The following is a 17,595-nucleotide window of genomic DNA, read 5'->3' on the forward strand; positions in this document are numbered from 1 at the left end:
GTCAGTTCCCCTTCGCGGCGCGGCCGAGCCGGATCGCCGAGACGAGGAAGAAGATGCCGCCGAGGACGGCGTAACCGGCCACCCCGGACAGCGCCGGGTTCGCCGCGGAGGCGCTGATGACGAAGTTGGCGCCGGCCAGCACGGAGATGCCGCCGCTGAGGATCATCGGCCACTGGCCGCCCATCTTGCGGCGGGAGATGCCGACGACCAGCTGGACCAGACCGGCCACGATCGCCCAGGCGCCCCACACCCGCAGCACCGCCGGGATGCCCGACGCGGCGGCGACGCCGATGCCGATGGTGGCGAGCAGGCTGATCGCCATGTTCACGTACAGCCCGGTGACCGAACCGTTCCCCTTCGCCGACCGGGCGTCCACGATGGCCGACCCGACGTCGAACAGCGGGTAGACGACGACCAGGGCGACGCTGACCGCCCCCAGGCCCGACTTGGTGGTCAGGAACACCAAGACCGCCCACACGATGGCGAACGCGAACCGCACGAAGTACAACCGGCGTAGCGCCGGAGCGAACCCACCTACGGCGGGCGAGTCGACAGTAGTCACCATGATCCCTTTCGCAAGACCGAACGTTCTATCTCATCTCAGCATGGCCGCTGGGCCGCCCAGTGTCAAGACCGAACGTTCTATCCGAAGTCTTACGTCAGGCCCAGCGCCGGTAATCGTCGGCCGGCAGCGGGTGGTCCACCGGCACCACGCGCGAGTTGACCGCGGTCAGGCACCCCGGGCAGAACAGCTGGCGGAACACGACTTCCGCGTCGACGTACTCGAGCGGGTCGTGCCAGATGTGCGGCCCCGCTTCGGTCGGCGCCGCGTCCCGGCGGGCCAGCGAAGCCACGTACGCGCCCCCTTCCAGGGGCCCGATCTCCGTTCCACAGTGGACGCACGCCACCGTTCCGCTCGCCAGGACCACCAGGTTGTCGTCGAGCCGGCGCACCTCCGCCAGGTCCGGGGTGCCGATCGGCTCGAGAGCGACACCCGGCGAACGACGGCGTCGCAGCTTCTCGCGCACCTCGCCGGTCGCGGTCACGTCCACCTCGCCGGCGCGGAGCACGACGCCGTAGACGTCCCGAGCGGCCTCGGCCGACACCCGTACCTGCGCCACGTCGTCGCGGACGCTCTCCGGCGAACGCAGCAGCGGGTCGCCGTAGCCACCCCCGGCCTGCCAGTGCAGGTACAGCGCGTCACCCGGCCCGAGGTGCGACTCGCCCTCGCAGGGCAGCACCTCGATCTGCCCGCCCAGCTCGCCCAGGTCGGCGGGGATGGTGACGGCCTGGGCGAGCTGGGGTTCTCGGACCCCGCGGACGACGAGGTCGAGCTGGGAGTTGCCGGGATAGCCCCCGGCCAGGCCGACGTTCTGGTTCGCGACCTTGCCGGTCCCGGAGACGACCAGCGACAGGGTCCCCGTCTGGTCGGGGTGCTGGACGTAGCAGACCGAGCCGCTCATCCCGCCCCGCTGCCGCCCCGGCCCGCCGGAGTCGATCTGCTCACGGCGCCACAGGGCGACGAGCGGGTAGAGGTACTCGGTCATCTCGACGTCCGGCGCCCGCGCGGCGGGGATGATCAACCGGCCGCCGGTGTCGACGCCGTCGTGGTACACCTGCGCGCCGTAGCCGCCCGCCATGACGTCGAAGATGGGCGACACGAACCCTTTGCCGCCCCCGCCGCGAACGTCCACACCGGACACCACGCAGAGGTCGGTGGTGCCGTTGCAGATGGATTGCACGTCGGTGCGGTGGTCCGGCTCGGCGTCCAGCATCTTGGCCAGCACCTCGGCGACGAGGTTGCCCGAACCCCAGGCCGGGCCGAAGGGTCCCTTGCCCACGGCGGCCGGGAAGGACGCGTTGGTGATGGTGTCCTCGTCGGTGATGATCTCGAAGCAGCGCATCAGCCCGCCCGCCGCCCACGGGATGTCCCCCGCCAGCAACGGAAGCATCGTGAACACGATCCCGGCCCGCAGCCCCGGATAAGGGCAGTTGATGATGCCGGTTTGCCCGGCGGTGCCGCGGAAGTCGAAGACGAGCTTGTCGGCTTCCTTCGTCATCGCGACCTTGATGGCGTGCAGGCCGCGGTCGCCGGTCTGCGACTGCTCCTGGTAGCCGACCGCGCTCCACGTCCCGTCAGGCAACGTCTCGAGCTTGGCGCGCAGCCGGCGTTCGGCGTCGTCCATCATCCGGCGCATCACGGACTTCACCGTGTCGGCGCCGTACTTGGTGATGAGCCGCAGGATCTGCTCGGCGGCGTTCTTGTTGGCGGCGATCTTGGCGCGCAGGTCGAGGCCCACCAGGTGCGGCAACCGCGAGCGGCGGACCCAGGCTTCGGCGACGTCGCGCTGCAGCACACCGCCGCGGACGACCTTCATCGGCGGCGTCGGGACGGCCTCGCCGAAGACGTCCTGCGCGGACGGGCTGAACGAGCCCGGCCGCGGCCCGCCGAGGTCGACCTGGTGCGCGATCGCCGTCGTCCAGCCGAACAGCCGGCCGTCGTGGAAGATCGGCGCCAGGATCGCGGCGTCGTTCTGGTGCAGCCCGCCGCCGATCCACGGGTCGTTGCACAGGAACATGTCGCCCTCGGCGATGCCGGGGTTGTCGCTGCGGTTGCGCAACGTCCACGTGATGGCCAGGTCCATCGAGCCGATCAGGCCGATGTTGTACGTGCCGACCTGGACCTGCTCGCCGAGCTCGTCGCAGATGGAGAAGTTGAAGTCGTTGGACTCGGTGACGACGTGCGAGCCGGACATCCGCCTCAGCGTCTCCCCCATCTCCTGGGTGATCGCCCACAGCCGGTGCCGGACGACCTCGTAGGTCAGCGCGTCGACGTCGGCGTCGCCGTTCTGTTGCAGGGGCAGGGAAGGCGAGATCTGCCGCAGCAGTTCTTCGCGCGGCATGGGGCGGCTGGTGAACTCGTCCGCGCCGGGGATTTTCGAAGTCATGGTTTCCTCACTGGTAGCGCAGCACGAGGTTGCCGAGGTGGTCGACGCGGCCGGTGACCCCGGCCGGGACCACGACCACCGTGGTCGGGACGTCCACAATGGCCGGTCCGACGAGTTCGTGGCCCGCGCGCAGCCGCGCGTAGTCGTAGACGGGAGTCAGCACGTAGCCGGTCTGCGAGTCGAGGCAGACCGAGCGTTCGCCGAGCAGGGCCTCCCGCGGATCGGGGCCGTCGGCGGGCGGGACCTCCGGCAGCGCGATCGGGAAGCCGAGACCGGCCTTGGCCCGCATGCGGTAGGTGATCGCCTGCACGCCGGCTTCGCGGTAACCGGCGCCACTGCCGTTGATGCGCTCGTACTGCTCCTCGAAGCGCTCGAGGATCTCGTCGCCGGTGCGCTCGGTGAACTGCGCGTCGGGGACGGCCGTGGCGAGCTCGGTGACCTGCATCGAGTACCGCAGGTCGATCTCGCGGTGCAGCGACACGTCGTGGAACTTCACCTTCTGCCGGTCGAGCGCGCGCTGCAGGTCGGCTTCCAGCCGGGCGAAGTGGGACTCGAGCACGCTGTGGTCGACCGGGAACGACGACGGGTCGGACAGTTCCGCGCTCAGCGCGACGTCGGAGGCCGCGAGCCCGTACGCCGAGAAGGCGGAGGCGACCGGCCCGAGCGGCACGACGACCTCGCTGACGCCGAGGTCCTGGCAGTACCCGGCGCAGTGCGCGGGTCCCGCTCCCCCGAAGGCGTAGGCGACGAAGTCCCGTGGGTCGTAGCCGGCCTGCACGACCGACCGGCGCAGGAGGTCGCCCGCCTGCGCGTTCTGCACCTCGTGGATGGCGATGGCGGCTTCCTCGACGGTGAGGCCGAGCGGTTCGGCGACGTGCTCGCGGATCGCCTCCCGCGCCAGGTCCAGCCGCAGCGGCTTGCGGCCGCCGAGCAGCCCGCGTTCGCTGAGGATGCCGAGCACGAGGTTGGCGTCGGTGTTGGTCGGCCGGGTCCCGCCGTTGCCGTAGCAGGCCGGGCCGGGGACGGCTTCGGCGCTCTGCGGGCCGAGCCGCAGGTTGCCGCCTTCGTCGACGGACGCGAGCGCACCGCCGCCGGAGCCGATGGTGTGCACGCGGATCGTCGCCGCGTTGATCGGGAACTGGTTCACGATCGAGCCGGGCGCCATCACCGGCTCGCCGTCGACGATCAGCCCCGCGAGGAACGTCGTCCCGCCGACGTCGGTGGTGATCACGTTGCGGTGCCCCAGTTGTTCGGCCAGGCGCATCCCGCCGATCACCCCGCCGGACAGCACGGACCCCACCGTGGTGATGGCGTGCTCGGGGGCCCGGTCGGCGGTGATGGTGCCGCCTTCGCTCTGCATGACCAGCAGCGGCCCCTTGAGCCCGCCCTCCTCCAGCTGCTTCTGCAGCGGCACCAGGTAAGTGCGCAGCCGCGGACCGACCTGGGCGTTCATGATCGTCGTGGACGTCCGCGCGAATTCGCGGATGCGCGGACTGACCTCCGAGGACAGCGTGACGTACATGTCGGGCGCGATCTCGTGGATCAGCTCGCGGACGCGCTGCTCGTGGCCACCGTTCTTGAACGACCACAGCAGGCAGACGGCGATCGCCTCGACGCCTTGGTCCACAAGAGACTGAGCGACCCGGCGCACCTCGTCTTCGTCGAGGGGCACCAGGACCTTCCCGGCGTGGTCGATGCGCTCGGTGACTTCGAGGGCCCGGTACTTCGGGATCAGCGGCGCGGGCTTGCGCTGCCGGAGTGTGTCCTGGATTTCGTGGGCCGAGCGGCCGAGGGTGCGGCCTTCGGCGTTCATGATGTAGATCGCGTCCCGGTGCCCCTTGGTGGCGATCAGCCCGACGTCGGCGACCTGGCCCTGCACCAGTGCGTTGATCGACGCGGTCGTGCCGTGGGCGATGTAGTCGGTCTGCGAGAGCAGCTCGCCGACGCCGATGCCGAGTTCGGCGGCGAGGTCCTCGATCGCGCGCATGACCCCGACCTCGCGGTTCGGCGGGGTCGTCGGCGTCTTGGCCGACACGATCCGCCCGGCGCCGTCGGAGGCGACCGCGTCGGTGAACGTGCCGCCGACGTCGATGCCCAGTGCGTATGGCATTGCGTTTCTCCTGGTGGTGGTTACCGGCGGCGGGCGGTCACGGTGCTGAGGAGCTCGCCGGGGTGGTCGTCGGCGCCGCCCATCCAGGCGACGTGCTGGTCCGGGCGCACGAGCAGCAGCTCGGCGGGGTAGCGGCCGGGCAGGTCGACGACGGTGAGCGGGATCCCGAGGTCGCGGGCGGCGAGGGTCCACGGCGTGATGGCGACGCCCGGGTCCGTGCGCAGCAGGGTAAAGCCGGAGCCGAGCACGTCGAACACCGGCCGGCCGTCGTCGAGCCGGACGTGCGGCAGCCGGAACCCGGGCCGCGCGCGATCCTGGTAGCCGCCCATGGTGATGTCGACGCCGTCTTCGCCCCCGACGACCAGCGGCGAGCCCGCGTAGTGGTAGCCGAAGCTGAAGCCGTCGGGCGAATAGCGCCGCGGCTCGGTTTCGGCCAGCCGCGCGGCGAACTCCGCCCGGGCCCGCTCGCCTTCGGGCCCGGCCAGGTGGATGTCCGGGGAGACGTCCGCGAACGACGTCCGGGCCTGCGCCCCCACGGCGGCGGCGAACTGCTCGCCGACCGGCTTGCGCTCGAGTTCGTAGGCGTCCAGCAGCTCCGGGGGCGCCCAGCCGTGGTGGACGGCGGCCAGCATCCAGCTCAGCGTGGCCGCGTCCTGGATGCCCGCGTTCATCCCGAACCCGCCGACCGGGATCCAGATGTGGGCGGCGTCGCCGGCCAGGAACACGCGACCGGCGCGGTACCGCTGGGCGACCAGCCGGCGCCCGGTCCAGCGCACCACGCCGAGCACCTCGTGCTCGACCGGACGGCCCACCGACTCCCGCAGCAGCTGTTCCGGGTCCTCGCCCTCGGTGTCGTGGTCCGGCGGGAAGGCGACGTGGTTGAGCCACAGTTCCTGGCCGTCGATGGCGATCAGCGACGCGATCCGGCGGCCGTAGGTCCAGTACGTCCAGGCCCGGTCCTTCGCGGCGAGCCGGCCCAGCTCGGGCGAGCGGACGAAGGTGGACACGAACCGCTGGATCGCGTCGACGCCTTCGTACCGGATGCCCAGCTGCCGCCGGACGGTGCTGTGGGCGCCGTCGCAGCCGACGACGTAGGCGTACCGCAGGGTGCGCATCTCCCCGCCGGACTCCACGACCGCCTCGACGTGGTCGTCGTGCTGCCGCAGTTCCACCAGCCGCGTGCCGCGTTCGAAGGTCAGCCCGGGCAGCTTGCGCGCGTGGTTCTCCAGGATGGGCTCGAGGTACAACTGCGAGACCCGGTGCTGCGGCTCCGGCGTGGGCCAGCCGTCCTGGCCGACGCCGGCCAGGACGTCGTGCGTGGACGGCAGGTCGATGCGGTAGATCTCCTCGCCGTCCAGCGTCGTCCGGTACTGGATCGACGTCGGGTAGTCCTCGGGCAGCCCGGCCCGGCGGATCTCGTCGGCCAGCCCGAGCCGCCGGAAGATCTCCATCGACCGCGCGGACGTCGTGTTGCACCGCGGGTTCACGGGCCGCTCGTCGGTGGCCTCGACGACGTGACAGGGCACGCCGCGCTGCGCGAGGTCGATGGCGAGGGTCAGGCCGGCGGGGCCGGCGCCGACGATCAGGATTCCGGTCATGCGCTCAGGAACTCCCCTACCAGCTTGGTGAACTCGTCCGGCCGGTCGACGTGGATCCAGTGCCCGGCGCCCGCCACCACGTGCAGGCGCCCGTGGGGCAGCGATTCGGCCAGGCGCTCGGAGACCTCGACCGGCTGGACCCGGTCGCACTCGCCGTGCAGAGCGAGCACCGGGTTGGTGATCTTGGCCGGGTCGACCGGCGGCGGTCCGCCCACGACGTCGGCGAACATCGACCGGAACGCCGCCTCCGCGCCCGGGCGGACCGCCTGCTTCAGCCGGAGCTCGGCCAGTTCGTCCAGGAGTCCTTCTTGGACACCCTCGTCGGCGACCAGCCGGCCGAGCGTCGCCCGCATGGACCTCCGGGTCGGGTTGTCGTAGAAGGGAACCGTTGCCGGCAGCCCTCCCGTGCCCGCGCCGCCCATGACGACCGCGCGGTCGACCCGATCGGGGGCCACGGACAGCAGCGCGAGTGCCGCGGCACCGCCGGCGGCGGAGTTGCCGACGAGGTGCACGCGGTCCAGCCCGTGGCGGTCGAGGAGATCGAGGACCTGCCGGGCGCGGGCGAGTGCCCACGCCCGCGGCCCCTTGAGCCCGCCCGTCCCGGCGATCTGGGTGCCGAAGCCGAGCAGATCGGGGGCCAGGCAGCGGAACTCACCGTCGAACCCGGCCCGCACGCTCGCCCAGTTGCTCGCGGCGTCCACGCCGGGCCCGCCGCCGTGCAGCAACAGCAGGGCAGGCACGTCCGTCCTCCTTTGTGGATCGTACGTCGGATCGCCGGTCACGGCAGCCGCGCGACGACTGGGGTGGCTTCGTTCTCACGCACCCGCCCGAACCGGGCGAGCAGGAGCGTCGCGACGGCACCGACGACACCGGGGATCGCGAAGAAGCGGAACATCGAGGCCGGCGCCCAGCCCGCCTGCAGCAGGAACCCGGCGAGCAGCGGGGCCAGGACGGCACCGAGCCGGCTCACCGCGACCGCCATGCCGAGGGCGGTCGCGCGGGCTTCGGCCGGGTACAGGCTCGGCACGATGACGTTGATCCCGGTCACCGTCCCGTTGAGGAACAACCCGACCAGCACGGCCACGACCAGGGCGATCGCCAGCATCCCGAGCGAGAAGGAGAACAGGATGAGCGCGAGGGCGCCGATGCCGAAGTAGGCCGCCGTCAGCCGGCGCGGGCCGAACTTGGAGACCAGCAGTCCCAGCAGGACCGCGCCCGTCACGCCGCCGAGGCTCAGCAGGACTCCGCCGCTGATGCCCTGTCCGCTGGACATCCCGGCCTTCAGCAGCAGGCTGGGCGTCCACGAACTGGCGAAGTAGAACATCAGCTGCGCCGACACGAAAGCGACCCAGACCAGCACGGTCCGCACCGCGTTGCTCCCGCGGAACAGCGAGTCGAGGACCACCTTGCGCGTCGTCGCCGCCGACGGTGCCGCGGGCAGCTCCTCGACCGGGGTGCGGCCTATCGAGACGAGGATCCGGTTGAGCTTCTCCAGTGCCCGGGACGGACGGCGGGCGACGAGGAAGTCCATCGACTCCGGCAGGAACCGCAGCGCCACGGCGAAGAGGAGAGCCGTGACGACGGCGCCGAACACGAAGACCGAACGCCAGCCGAACGCGCCCAGCAGCACGCTCGACGCGATTCCCGCGATCACCGACCCCAGGCCGTAGCCGGTGGTGATCAGCGCGACCACCAGCCCCCGGCGCCGGTGGTTCGCGTACTCGGAGGTGAGCACCGGCAGGCTGGCCGCCATCGCGCCGACGGCCGCTCCCGTCACCACGCGGCAGGCGAGCAGCTGGCCGAAGTCCTGCGCCGCGGCGGCGGCGAGCATGCCCAGCGACGCCAGGGCGAGGCAGGCGAGGGTCAGCGAGCGGCGTCCGACGCGGTCGGCCAGCGGGGCGAGGAAGAGCCCGCCGACGGCCATGCCGGCCAGCCCGCCGCTGAGCAGCACGCCCACCGACGACGGGGACAAGCTCCACTGCCGGGTGATCGACGGCCCGACGTAGGAGGTGACCAGGAGGTCGAACCCGTCGACCAGGTTGATCACGAGGCACAGCGCGACCGCTCTCACCTGCGCGCGGCTCATCGGTGAGTTCTTCACCTGTTCAAGGACGTTCAAGGGAAACCTCGCTTCGTTGCGGCGGCCGGTTACGTCCCCCCGGGGAAGCTCTGTATGTAGCGCTCACTCTACAACTTCGGACACGGGTTGACCAGCACTCGACCGGGGACGATCCGTCTCGTTCGGGGAGACCCGGAGGAAATCAGCTCGGCGAGCCGAGGCTCTTGGCCAGCACCACGTCCATGGCCCGGCCCGGCAGTACCCGGCCCAGCGCCAGCAGCAAGTGCGCGTCGGCACCGACCTGGTAACGCGACCGCGGGCGCTTCGCCGTGAGCGCGCGTTCGACGACCGCGGCGACCCGTTCCGGCGCTCCGGCTCCCGCCTCCACCTTCCTGCTGAACTCCAGGTACGTGTCCGTCGCGGAACCGTACTGACGCTCCGCGGTCTCGCCCATCGTCACGCGGTCGGCCGCCGCCGCGGCCTCGGTGCTCGCCCGGTTCCGCGACTGGAAACTGCCGGGCTCGACGACCACCACGGGCACGTTCCACGGCCGCAGTTCCTGGCGCAACGAGTCCGAAAGCGCCTCGACGGCGAACTTCGAGGCGCTGTAAGCACCGAGGAGCGGGATCGCGACCCGGCCGCTCGAGGAGCTGATCATCACGACCCGCCCCCGTCCGGCGCGGACCGCCGGCAGGAAAGCCTGGCACACGGCCACGACTCCGACCACGTTGACCTCGAACTGCGCCCGCAACCGGTCGAGCGGAATGTGCTCCACCGGAGCGGAAACCGTGACTCCGGCGTTGTTGACCAGTCCGCTCAACGGGCCGATGTCCTTCGCCACCGCGGCCAGCTGCGCCGCGTCGGTCACATCGAGCTCCACCGGCCGGATGCGGGGATGTGCCGGAGCGTCGGCGATCTTCCGCACCCCGGCCACCACGTCGTGTCCGCGCTCGGCGAGCCGGACGGCGATCGCCCGCCCGATCCCGCTGGACGTCCCGGTCACCAGAAAAGTCATGGATGTCTCCTGAATTCGAAATCTAGTCGGGCTGGATCCACGACACCTGGATCAACTGCTTGCCGTTCTTCCGGGTCAGCAGATTCCCCCGCCCCGGCGGCATCGCCGACGGCTTGATGTTGCCGACCAGCGCACCCTCATCACGCGAACCGTTCATCACCATGCCCGGCGCCGCGATCTCCTTCAACTTCCCGATGATCGGGTCATACATCGCCTTGCTCGCACCACCCGTGCGGCGCACCACCACCAGGTGCAGACCCACATCCTTGGCCTGCGGGAGGAAGTCGGAGATCTTCCGCAGCGGGTTGGCCGTCGAGGTGGCGACCAGGTCGTAGTCATCGACCAGGATGAACAACTCCGGGCCCTTCCACCACGACCGCGTCTTCAACTGCTCCTGCGTCACATCCGGACCCGGCAACCGCCGCGTCATCGAATTGAAGACGTCCCCGACCATGCTCTCCAGCTGGTTCGCCGACACCGCATACCCCAACAGCGCGTCACCTTGGACGAAACCGAGCATCGTGCGCCGGTAGTCCACCAGCAGGATCAACGCCTCCGAGGAGGTGTAGCGCTCCGAAATACCGCGGGCGATCTGCCGCAGCAGGTTCGTCTTGCCGGATTCGCCGTCGGCGAAGGCGTAGAAGTGCGGCTCGGCGTTGAAGTCCAGGTAGATCGGCTGCAGGTCTTCCTCGTTGACTCCGATCGGGACCAGCTTCGACTCCCGCGCCGTGTCGAGCTTGAGGACCTCCTCGTAGGTGATCATCTCCGGCAGCAGCCGCACCTGCGGCGCCACCCGGCCCCGCCACGCACCCTTGATCTTGCCCACCGCGTCCGCCACCCCGGCGGCGATGGTTTCGGGGTCGCTGGAGCCGTCGATGCGCGGGAGACCGCCGAGCATGTGCAGCTTCTCCCGGGTCAGGCCGCGGCCTGGGCGTCCGGCCGGGATGTTCACCGCGACCCGGCGGTCGATGTCGGACTCGGTCGGGTCACCGAGGCGCAGTTCGAACCGGGTGCCCAGCATGTCCTTGATCGCCGGGCGGATGTCGGCCCACCGGTTCGCCGCCACGATCACGTGCACGCCGTAGGAGAGGCCCTGGGTGGCCAGGCGGGTGATCGTGGTTTCCAGCTCTTCGAAGTCATCGCGCAGGGCGCGCCAGTTGTCCACGACCAGGAACGCGTCGCCGAACGGGTCCTGGTCCGGGCGGATCTCCCCGCGGCGTTTGCGGTTGCGGAACTCGGTCATCGAGTCGATGCCCATCGCCCCGAACCGGCCCTCCCGCTCGGTCAGCAGCGTGGTCAGCTCGGCCACGATCCGGCGGGCCTTGTCCGGCTCCCGCCGGGCGACGGCGACGCCGCCGACGTGGGGCAGGTCGGCGAGGCCGGTCAGGGTGCCGCCACCGAGGTCCAGGCAGTAGAACTGCGCCTCCTCCGGCGTGTGGGTCAGGGCCATCGACATGATCAGCGTCCGCAGCATCGTCGACTTCCCCGACTGCGGACCCCCCACGATCACCCCGTGCCCGGACGCCCCGGAAAAGTCCGCCCAGAGCGGGTCACGGCGCTGCTCGTATGGCCGGTCGATGATGCCGAGGGGCACCTGCAGGCGGCCGTTGCCGAAAAACCCGACCGGGGACAGACCCCGGTCGTCGGTGGGGTTGAGGTTGGGCAGCAGCGTGTCCAGGGAGTTGGGGTCCTTCAGCGGCGGCAGCCACACCTCGTGCGCCGGCGGGCCTTGGCCCACCAGCCGCGACACGATCACATCCAGCTCCGAAGGCTCCACCGCCTCCTCCGACTGCGGCGCCGCCGCGACCGGGGTTTCGATCAGCTCCGGCTCCTTCGGCAGCTCCACGAAGTCCGGCACGAACAACTGCGGGCGTTTGTCCGCCCGCACCACCGTCGCCGCCGGCCCGGCCGCTTTCAGCCCGGCCGGGCGGTACGGGCCCGACACATAGGAAGCCTTGAACCGCACCAACGTGGACGTGTCGAACTTCAAATACCCACCCCCGGGCACCGACGGGAGTTCGAACGCGTCCGGCACCCCGATCGCCGCCCGCGACTCCGCCGCCGAGAACGTCTTCAACCCGATGCGGTAGGACAGGTGCGAGTCCAGACCACGCAGCTTGCCTTCCTCCAGCCGCTGGGAGGCCAGCAGCATGTGCATCTGCAGCGACCGGCCCAGCCGGCCGATCGCGACGAACAGGTCGATGAAGTCCGGTTTCGCCGAGAGCAGCTCGGAAAACTCGTCACACACGATGAACAACGCGGGCAGCGGGTCGAGATCAGCGCCGTTCTCGCGGGCTTTCTCGTACTCCCAGACGTTTTTGAAGTTGCCGCCGTTCTTCAACGCTTCCTGACGGCGGTTCATCTCCCCCGCCAGCGCGTCCTTCATCCGGTCGACCAGCGTGACCTCATCGGCGAGGTTGGTGATCACCGCCGACACGTGCGGAGCCTTGTCCAAACCGAGGAACGTCGCACCACCCTTGAAGTCCACCAGAACGAAATTCAACGTGCTGGAGGAGTGCGTGGCCAGCATGCCGAGCACCAGGGTGCGCAGGAACTCCGACTTACCCGACCCGGTCGCGCCGATGCACAGCCCGTGCGGGCCCATGCCTTCGGCGGCGGCTTCCTTGATGTCCAGCTCGACCGGCTGGCCGTATTCCCCGACACCGAAGGGGACGCGGTAGCGGTCACGGATCGGGCGGGGCCGCCACGCCTGCTGCACGTCGAAGGTCATCGGGTCACCCGGGATGCCCAGCAGCTCCAGCAACGACGGGTTGGACAACAGCGGCTCTTCCTCGCCGACGTCCTGGCCACCTGAACCACCCAGGCGATACGGGGAAATCCGCCGGGCCAGCGTTTCCGCTTCCACGACGCTCAACGTGTCCGGGCGGCCGAACCACTCGACGCCGCCGGCGCTGCGCGCCCCCATCCGATCCGCCTCGACCACCAGCCGGAGGCCGCGCCGGGAAGCCAGGTTGCCGATCGACTCCGACAGGTCGATCAGCGTCACCCCGACCAGTCCCTCTTCGAGGATGATCTGCTCTTCGCGGGTGACCTCGGCGTCGTCGAGGACGATCACCACGTGCGGCTCATCCTGCGCCGGGGTGGCGTTGCGGGAGAAGCGCTGCCGGTCACGGAGTTCTTCGTCGAGCCAATCCTCGATCTGCGCCAAGGAACCGGCCATCATCCGCATCGGCCCGATACCGTCGGCCAACGTCGGGTGCTGGGCGTGCGGCAGCCACTTCGCCCACTCCCACTCCCCCTTGGCGCGCCCGGCGGTCGCCACCGCGATCAGCACGTCTTCCGGGCTGTGGAAGGAAACGATCTGCGCGAGCATCGCGCGGGTCAGGCCCCGAGTCAGTTCCAGGTCCCCTTGCAGGCACACCGCGGCGAAGCCCCGCAACGCGATCTGGGTGGGAAGGTCGGGCACGATCGAGTGCGCCTGGACGAACCGGCGCAACGCCAGGGTCGAGATCGGCTCCAGCTCGTCCACCGGGCCCGTCTGCGGCGGCACGAGCCGCGTGGCCAGCCGGTGCGAACTCCGTCCCACGCGCAGGTGCAGGAAGTCCTGGTCGTTCTGGCGGCGCTCCCACATCCGGCGGCTGGCCGCGAGCGACCACAGCGACTGCGGATCCGGATGCACCCACTCCAGGGCAGCGCGCTGGTCGACCATCGCCTCACGCGCGCGGTCACGCATCTGCCCGAGGTAGCGCAGGTAGTCCTTGCGGTCTTCGTCCATCTCGGCGCGCTTGGCCCCGCCGCCCTTGCCGCCGCCGCTCGCCATCATCCCGAGGGTGCCGAGGACCGTGGTGGCGCCCAGGGCGATCGTCAGCGGGTTGCGCTGGCTCGACTGGAACAAGAACACCAGCAACCCCAGCGACGCCACGATCATCACGACCGGCAGCGCTTTCAGCACGATGTTCCCGGGAATGACCCGCGGCACCTCCGGCGGCGGCTCGAGGTGGACTTCACCACCCGGCGGCCGCGGCGCCGCCAATCGGGGCGACCGCTTGAACTGGAGAGTGCTCATCGAAACCTTTCACCGACCCGGACGGTGACCGACACAGGGACGTTGCCGCGCGTCGCGACGGAACAGGGGCAGGTGGCATGGGCCGCCATCGCCGGCTCTTCGGCGCGGCCCGCGGTCCGGCCGTCGCGTCAGACGGTTCCGGCGCTGAGGCCGGCCTTCCTCGCGGCAGTGCCGAGCCGAAGGGCCGAAACGAGGAAGAAGATGCCACCGAGCACGGCGTAGCCGCCGATGGTGACGAGCGAAGCCCCGTCGCGCCCGGCCTGCAGGATGAACGACGTCCCGGCGACGACCGAAAGGGCGCCGCTGAGGATCATCGGCCACTGGCCGCCGAGCCCGCGGCGGCTGATCCCGACCGCGAGCTGCACCAGGCCCGAGACGACGGCCCAGCTCCCCCACACGCGGAGGACGCCGGGGATGCCGGACGCCGCCGCGACGGCCACCCCGGCCGCGGCCAGCAAGCTGACCGCCACGTTGACGTACAGCGCCAGCACCGAGCCGGTCGCCTTGGCCGCCCGCGCGTCGACGATCGCCGCGGCGACGTCGAACAGCGGGTAGAGCACCAGCAGCGTGACCGCCGCCGGGCCGAGGTCCGACGCGGTGGCGATCAGCAGCGCGGCCCAGACGAGGGCGAAGGCGAAACGGGTGAAGTACAGCCGCCGCAGCGACGGTGCGAGGGCACTGGGGGCGGTACTCACGGAGGTCTCCTTCGGTGGACGGGGCCGCCGACGCGGAACCCGGGTCACTCCTTGTATGGAGCGATCAGTACACAACCCACCGTAGCCAAGAGTGCGGCTCTCGTCAAGACCGAACGTTCTACCTCAGAGCGAGGTCACTTCCCCGCGGCGGCGAGGCGGTGTTCCAGGATCCCGTCGACGCCCTGGCGGAACGTGTCGCAGACTTCGGCGGGCTCCGACAGGCAGCCCGCCGCCATCGCGCCGTCGCGCAGCATCACGAAGTGCCGCCCCGCGGGTTCCGCCGGAGTGTCACCCACCTGCGCGAGCAGCTCGGTGACCGTGCGGAGGAACCACTCGCGATGCGAGAGGACGGCCTGATGCACGGGATGGGCGGGGTCCGGGTACTCCGCCACCGCGTTGAGGAAGGCGCAGCCCCGGAAGTGGGCCGACCCGATGCCGTCGGCGATCGACTTGGCGATCGCCCGCAGGCCGTCGGCCGCCGGCAGACCACCGGCGACGACCTTGTCGATCCCTTCGCGCTCCATCTCGTGGACACCCTCGAGGTAGGCGACGACGAGGTCGTCCTTGCTGGGGAAGTGCCGGTACAGCGTGGCGCGGGTGACCTTGGCCTCCGCGACGATCCGGTCGATCCCCACGGAGTGCAGACCCTCGGCGTAGAAGATCCGCGTGGCCGTCGCGAGCAGCCTCGACCGCGCTTCCGACACCTGACCTCGAGCGTTGAGCACCATGGTGCAAGTTTAGCAGATAGAACGATCGGTATCACTACACCAAGTCACCCTGACACTCGATCGAACGCGCGTTAGAGTGAACGCTACATTCAAAGAGGAGAACGTTCGGTACTCCCCTGCCTCGACGAAGGACACCCATGCCCCACACCCGCGACCACGCCCGTTCCCTCGCCGACGCCCACCGCGCACTGCGCACCGCCGTGCCGGACGGCCAAGTGCACTCGGCCGGCCCGGGATACGCCGACAGCATCGCCTTGTGGAACGGCGCCGTGGAACACCGGCCCGCCCTCGTGCTGACCTGCACCACCACCGCCGACGTCGTGCTCGGGGTGCGGACCGCCCGCGAGTTCGGCCTGCCGCTCTCCGTCCGCTCCCGCGGCCACGACTGGGCCGGGCGCGCACTGACCGACGGGGGCCTGACCCTGGACGTGCGGCCCTTGAACAGCGTCCGGGTCGACCCCGCCACCCGGTCCGCCGAGGTCGGCGGCGGCGCGTCCGCCAACCACCTGCTGGCCGCGGCCGGCGAGCACGGCCTCGTGGGCGCGACCGGCACCATCGGCACGGTCGGGGTCGCCGGGCTCACCCTGGGCGGCGGCTACGGACCGCTGGCCGGGCGGATCGGCCTCGCCGCCGACAACCTGCTGGCCGCCGAAGTCGTCACGGCCGACGGCTCGGTCGTGCACACGGACGCCCGGCACGACCCGGACCTGCTGTGGGCCCTGCGCGGCGGCGGGGGCAACTTCGGCGTCGTCACATCGATGACCGTCCGCCTGCACGCCGTGCCGGCGGTGGTGACCGGACTCGTGCTCTACCCCTGGCACCAGGCCGGGCCGGTGCTGGCGCGGGTGTGCGAGGCGCAGCACGAGGCGCCCGACGACCTGACGATCCAGACCGGCGTGATCGCCGCACCGGACGGTTCGCCCGCGCTGCTCGTGCTGCCGACCTGGGCCGGCGACGTCGTCACCGGCGAAGACCCGTCGGGGCCGGTGACGGCGCTGACCCGCCTCGGCGACCCCCTGCTCGCCCAGCTGGACACCGTTCCCCTCGCGACCGCGATCGCCGGGCGCGACGCGATGTTCCCCGACGGCAGGCACGTCACCATCCGGACCCGCTCGGTGCCCGGGCTCGACGAGGGCGTCACCGACGTCGTCGAGCGGTTCGGCGGCCGGCTCCCGACGCCGCAGTCCGGGATCAGCCTGCACCACTTCCACGGCGCCGCGGCGCGGGTCGCCGCCGCCGACACCGCGTTCGGCCTCCGCCGGCCGCACCTGATGGCCGAGATCCTCGGCATCGGGCAGGACACCGGCGGCTGGGCGGACGAGGCGTCTGCCGCACTGGCCGGGCACGCTTTCCCCGGCGGGTACGCCAACCTGCTCGGCCCGGACGCGACCGACCAGATCCCTCACGCTTACGGCGACAACCTGCCGCGGCTGCGGCGCGTCAAGGCCACTGTCGACCCCGACGGCGTCTTCTCCGCGACGCCGTTGCCGATGAGCTGACCGCACCTGGTCAGGAGGCGCTCCAGCCTCCTGACCAGGACCGGCTCACGACTTCGGCGCGGCGAACGGGTTGGCGTCCGCGTGGTGGTGCCCCCACTCGTCCGAGCGCCCGAAGTCGTGCGGCACCCAGTCGTCGCCGACGTCGATGCCGCCGCAGCCGATCTCCAGGTGGAAGCCGCTGGGGTTGCGGACGTAGAAGGAGATCGCCTTGTCGTTCATGTGCCGGCCGAGGCTGATCGAGATCGGCACGGCGTTGGCCTGGGCCCGGTCGTAGGCCCGCCCGACGTCGTCGATCGAGCCGTGTTCGAGCTCCAGGTGGTGGATCGACGCGGTTTCGGCGTTCGCGAGCGCGATGCTGTGGTGGGTCCGGTTGCAGCGGAAGAAGAACAGGCCGGGCGCGCGGTAGTCGGTCAGCTTGAATTCGAGCACCGACTCGTAGAGTTCGCGCAGTTCCTCGAGCTTGGGGCTGGCGAGCACGAAGTGCCCCAAGCCCGTGATACCGGACCCGCCCGCCGGCCGCTCGGCGCCGAGGCGCACCTTGGCTTCGCCGACCGCCAGCTCCACGCGGTAGCCGACCGGGTCGGTGAACCAGCGCAGCTGCGTGGCACCGCGCAGTTCCCTCTCCTCGGCTGTGCCCTCCGCGACGGCGAACCCGGCGTCGGTGAGCCGCCGGGTCAGCCGGTCGAGCTCGCGGGATGAGTCGACGATCCAGCCCAGCTCGCGCGGACGGTCCTCAGTGGACGGATGAAGGGCGAGGCGGTACTTGAACTCGTCGAGCTCGGCGAGGACGATCTCGTCCGTGCCGGACTTGGCGTGGGTGACGCCGACGCCCAGCGTGCGCACGAGCAGGTCGGTCCACGCGTCGACGTCGGTGACGTCGAGACCGACGTACCCCAGCTTCCTGATTCCCACGGGT

The 17,595-nt window shown here is 70.8% G+C and carries 12 protein-coding genes; 1 reads left to right on the forward strand and 11 read right to left on the reverse strand.

Annotation, left to right across the window (positions count from 1 at the left end; all coding sequences use genetic code 11):
* Position 1 precedes the first annotated feature (1 nt).
* From SD460_RS34915 to SD460_RS34960, 10 genes are all read right to left on the reverse strand, one after another.
* On the reverse strand, positions 2-565 hold the full coding sequence (locus SD460_RS34915) for a hypothetical protein (protein WP_290054790.1): 564 nt from the start codon (positions 563-565) through the stop codon (positions 2-4).
* A gap of 94 nt (positions 566-659) precedes the next feature.
* Positions 660-2,948: a hydantoinase B/oxoprolinase family protein gene (locus tag SD460_RS34920; protein WP_290054793.1), complete on the reverse strand. Its 2,289-nt coding sequence runs from the start codon at positions 2,946-2,948 to the stop codon at positions 660-662.
* Between the two features lie 7 nt (positions 2,949-2,955).
* Positions 2,956-5,058, reverse strand: a complete 2,103-nt coding sequence (locus tag SD460_RS34925; RefSeq protein ID WP_290054795.1) for a hydantoinase/oxoprolinase family protein — start codon at positions 5,056-5,058, stop codon at positions 2,956-2,958.
* 20 nt (positions 5,059-5,078) lie between these two features.
* Entirely contained in the window at positions 5,079-6,656 is a 1,578-nt protein-coding gene (locus SD460_RS34930; protein WP_318307317.1) for an FAD-dependent monooxygenase, read from the reverse strand.
* Positions 6,653-7,396, reverse strand: coding sequence for an alpha/beta fold hydrolase (locus SD460_RS34935; RefSeq protein ID WP_290054800.1), 744 nt, complete (start codon positions 7,394-7,396; stop codon positions 6,653-6,655). Before SD460_RS34935 ends, SD460_RS34930 begins: the two co-directional genes overlap by 4 nt.
* 38 nt (positions 7,397-7,434) lie before the next feature.
* Positions 7,435-8,742, reverse strand: coding sequence for an MFS transporter (locus SD460_RS34940; RefSeq protein WP_290054803.1), 1,308 nt, complete (start codon positions 8,740-8,742; stop codon positions 7,435-7,437).
* A 175-nt stretch (positions 8,743-8,917) separates the two neighbouring features.
* On the reverse strand, positions 8,918-9,730 hold the full coding sequence (locus tag SD460_RS34945) for an SDR family NAD(P)-dependent oxidoreductase (RefSeq protein WP_290054806.1): 813 nt from the start codon (positions 9,728-9,730) through the stop codon (positions 8,918-8,920).
* 22 nt (positions 9,731-9,752) lie between these two features.
* Positions 9,753-13,757, reverse strand: a complete 4,005-nt coding sequence (gene eccCa, locus SD460_RS34950; RefSeq protein ID WP_318307318.1) for a type VII secretion protein EccCa — start codon at positions 13,755-13,757, stop codon at positions 9,753-9,755.
* Between the two features lie 128 nt (positions 13,758-13,885).
* Positions 13,886-14,452 carry a hypothetical protein gene (locus tag SD460_RS34955; RefSeq protein ID WP_290062129.1) on the reverse strand — a complete coding sequence of 189 codons (567 nt, stop codon included), beginning with the start codon at positions 14,450-14,452 and terminating at the stop codon, positions 13,886-13,888.
* Positions 14,453-14,586: 134 nt separating this feature from the next.
* Positions 14,587-15,180: a TetR/AcrR family transcriptional regulator gene (locus SD460_RS34960; RefSeq protein WP_290062128.1), complete on the reverse strand. Its 594-nt coding sequence runs from the start codon at positions 15,178-15,180 to the stop codon at positions 14,587-14,589.
* A gap of 137 nt (positions 15,181-15,317) precedes the next feature.
* Here SD460_RS34960 and SD460_RS34965 point away from each other — a divergent pair, with 137 nt between their 5' ends.
* A complete protein-coding gene (locus tag SD460_RS34965) occupies positions 15,318-16,679 on the forward strand; it encodes an FAD-binding oxidoreductase (RefSeq protein WP_318307319.1) in 1,362 nt (453 codons plus the stop codon).
* Positions 16,680-16,724: 45 nt separating this feature from the next.
* On the opposite strand, the gene SD460_RS34970 is transcribed toward SD460_RS34965, so the two are convergent.
* Positions 16,725-17,591 (reverse strand): VOC family protein, encoded by an 867-nt coding sequence (locus SD460_RS34970; protein ID WP_318307320.1) that lies wholly within the window; start codon positions 17,589-17,591, stop codon positions 16,725-16,727.
* Positions 17,592-17,595: the final 4 nt, after the last annotated feature.

It is taken from the genome of Amycolatopsis solani (genome assembly GCF_033441515.1).
Taxonomy (GTDB): Bacteria; Actinomycetota; Actinomycetes; order Mycobacteriales; family Pseudonocardiaceae; genus Amycolatopsis; species Amycolatopsis solani.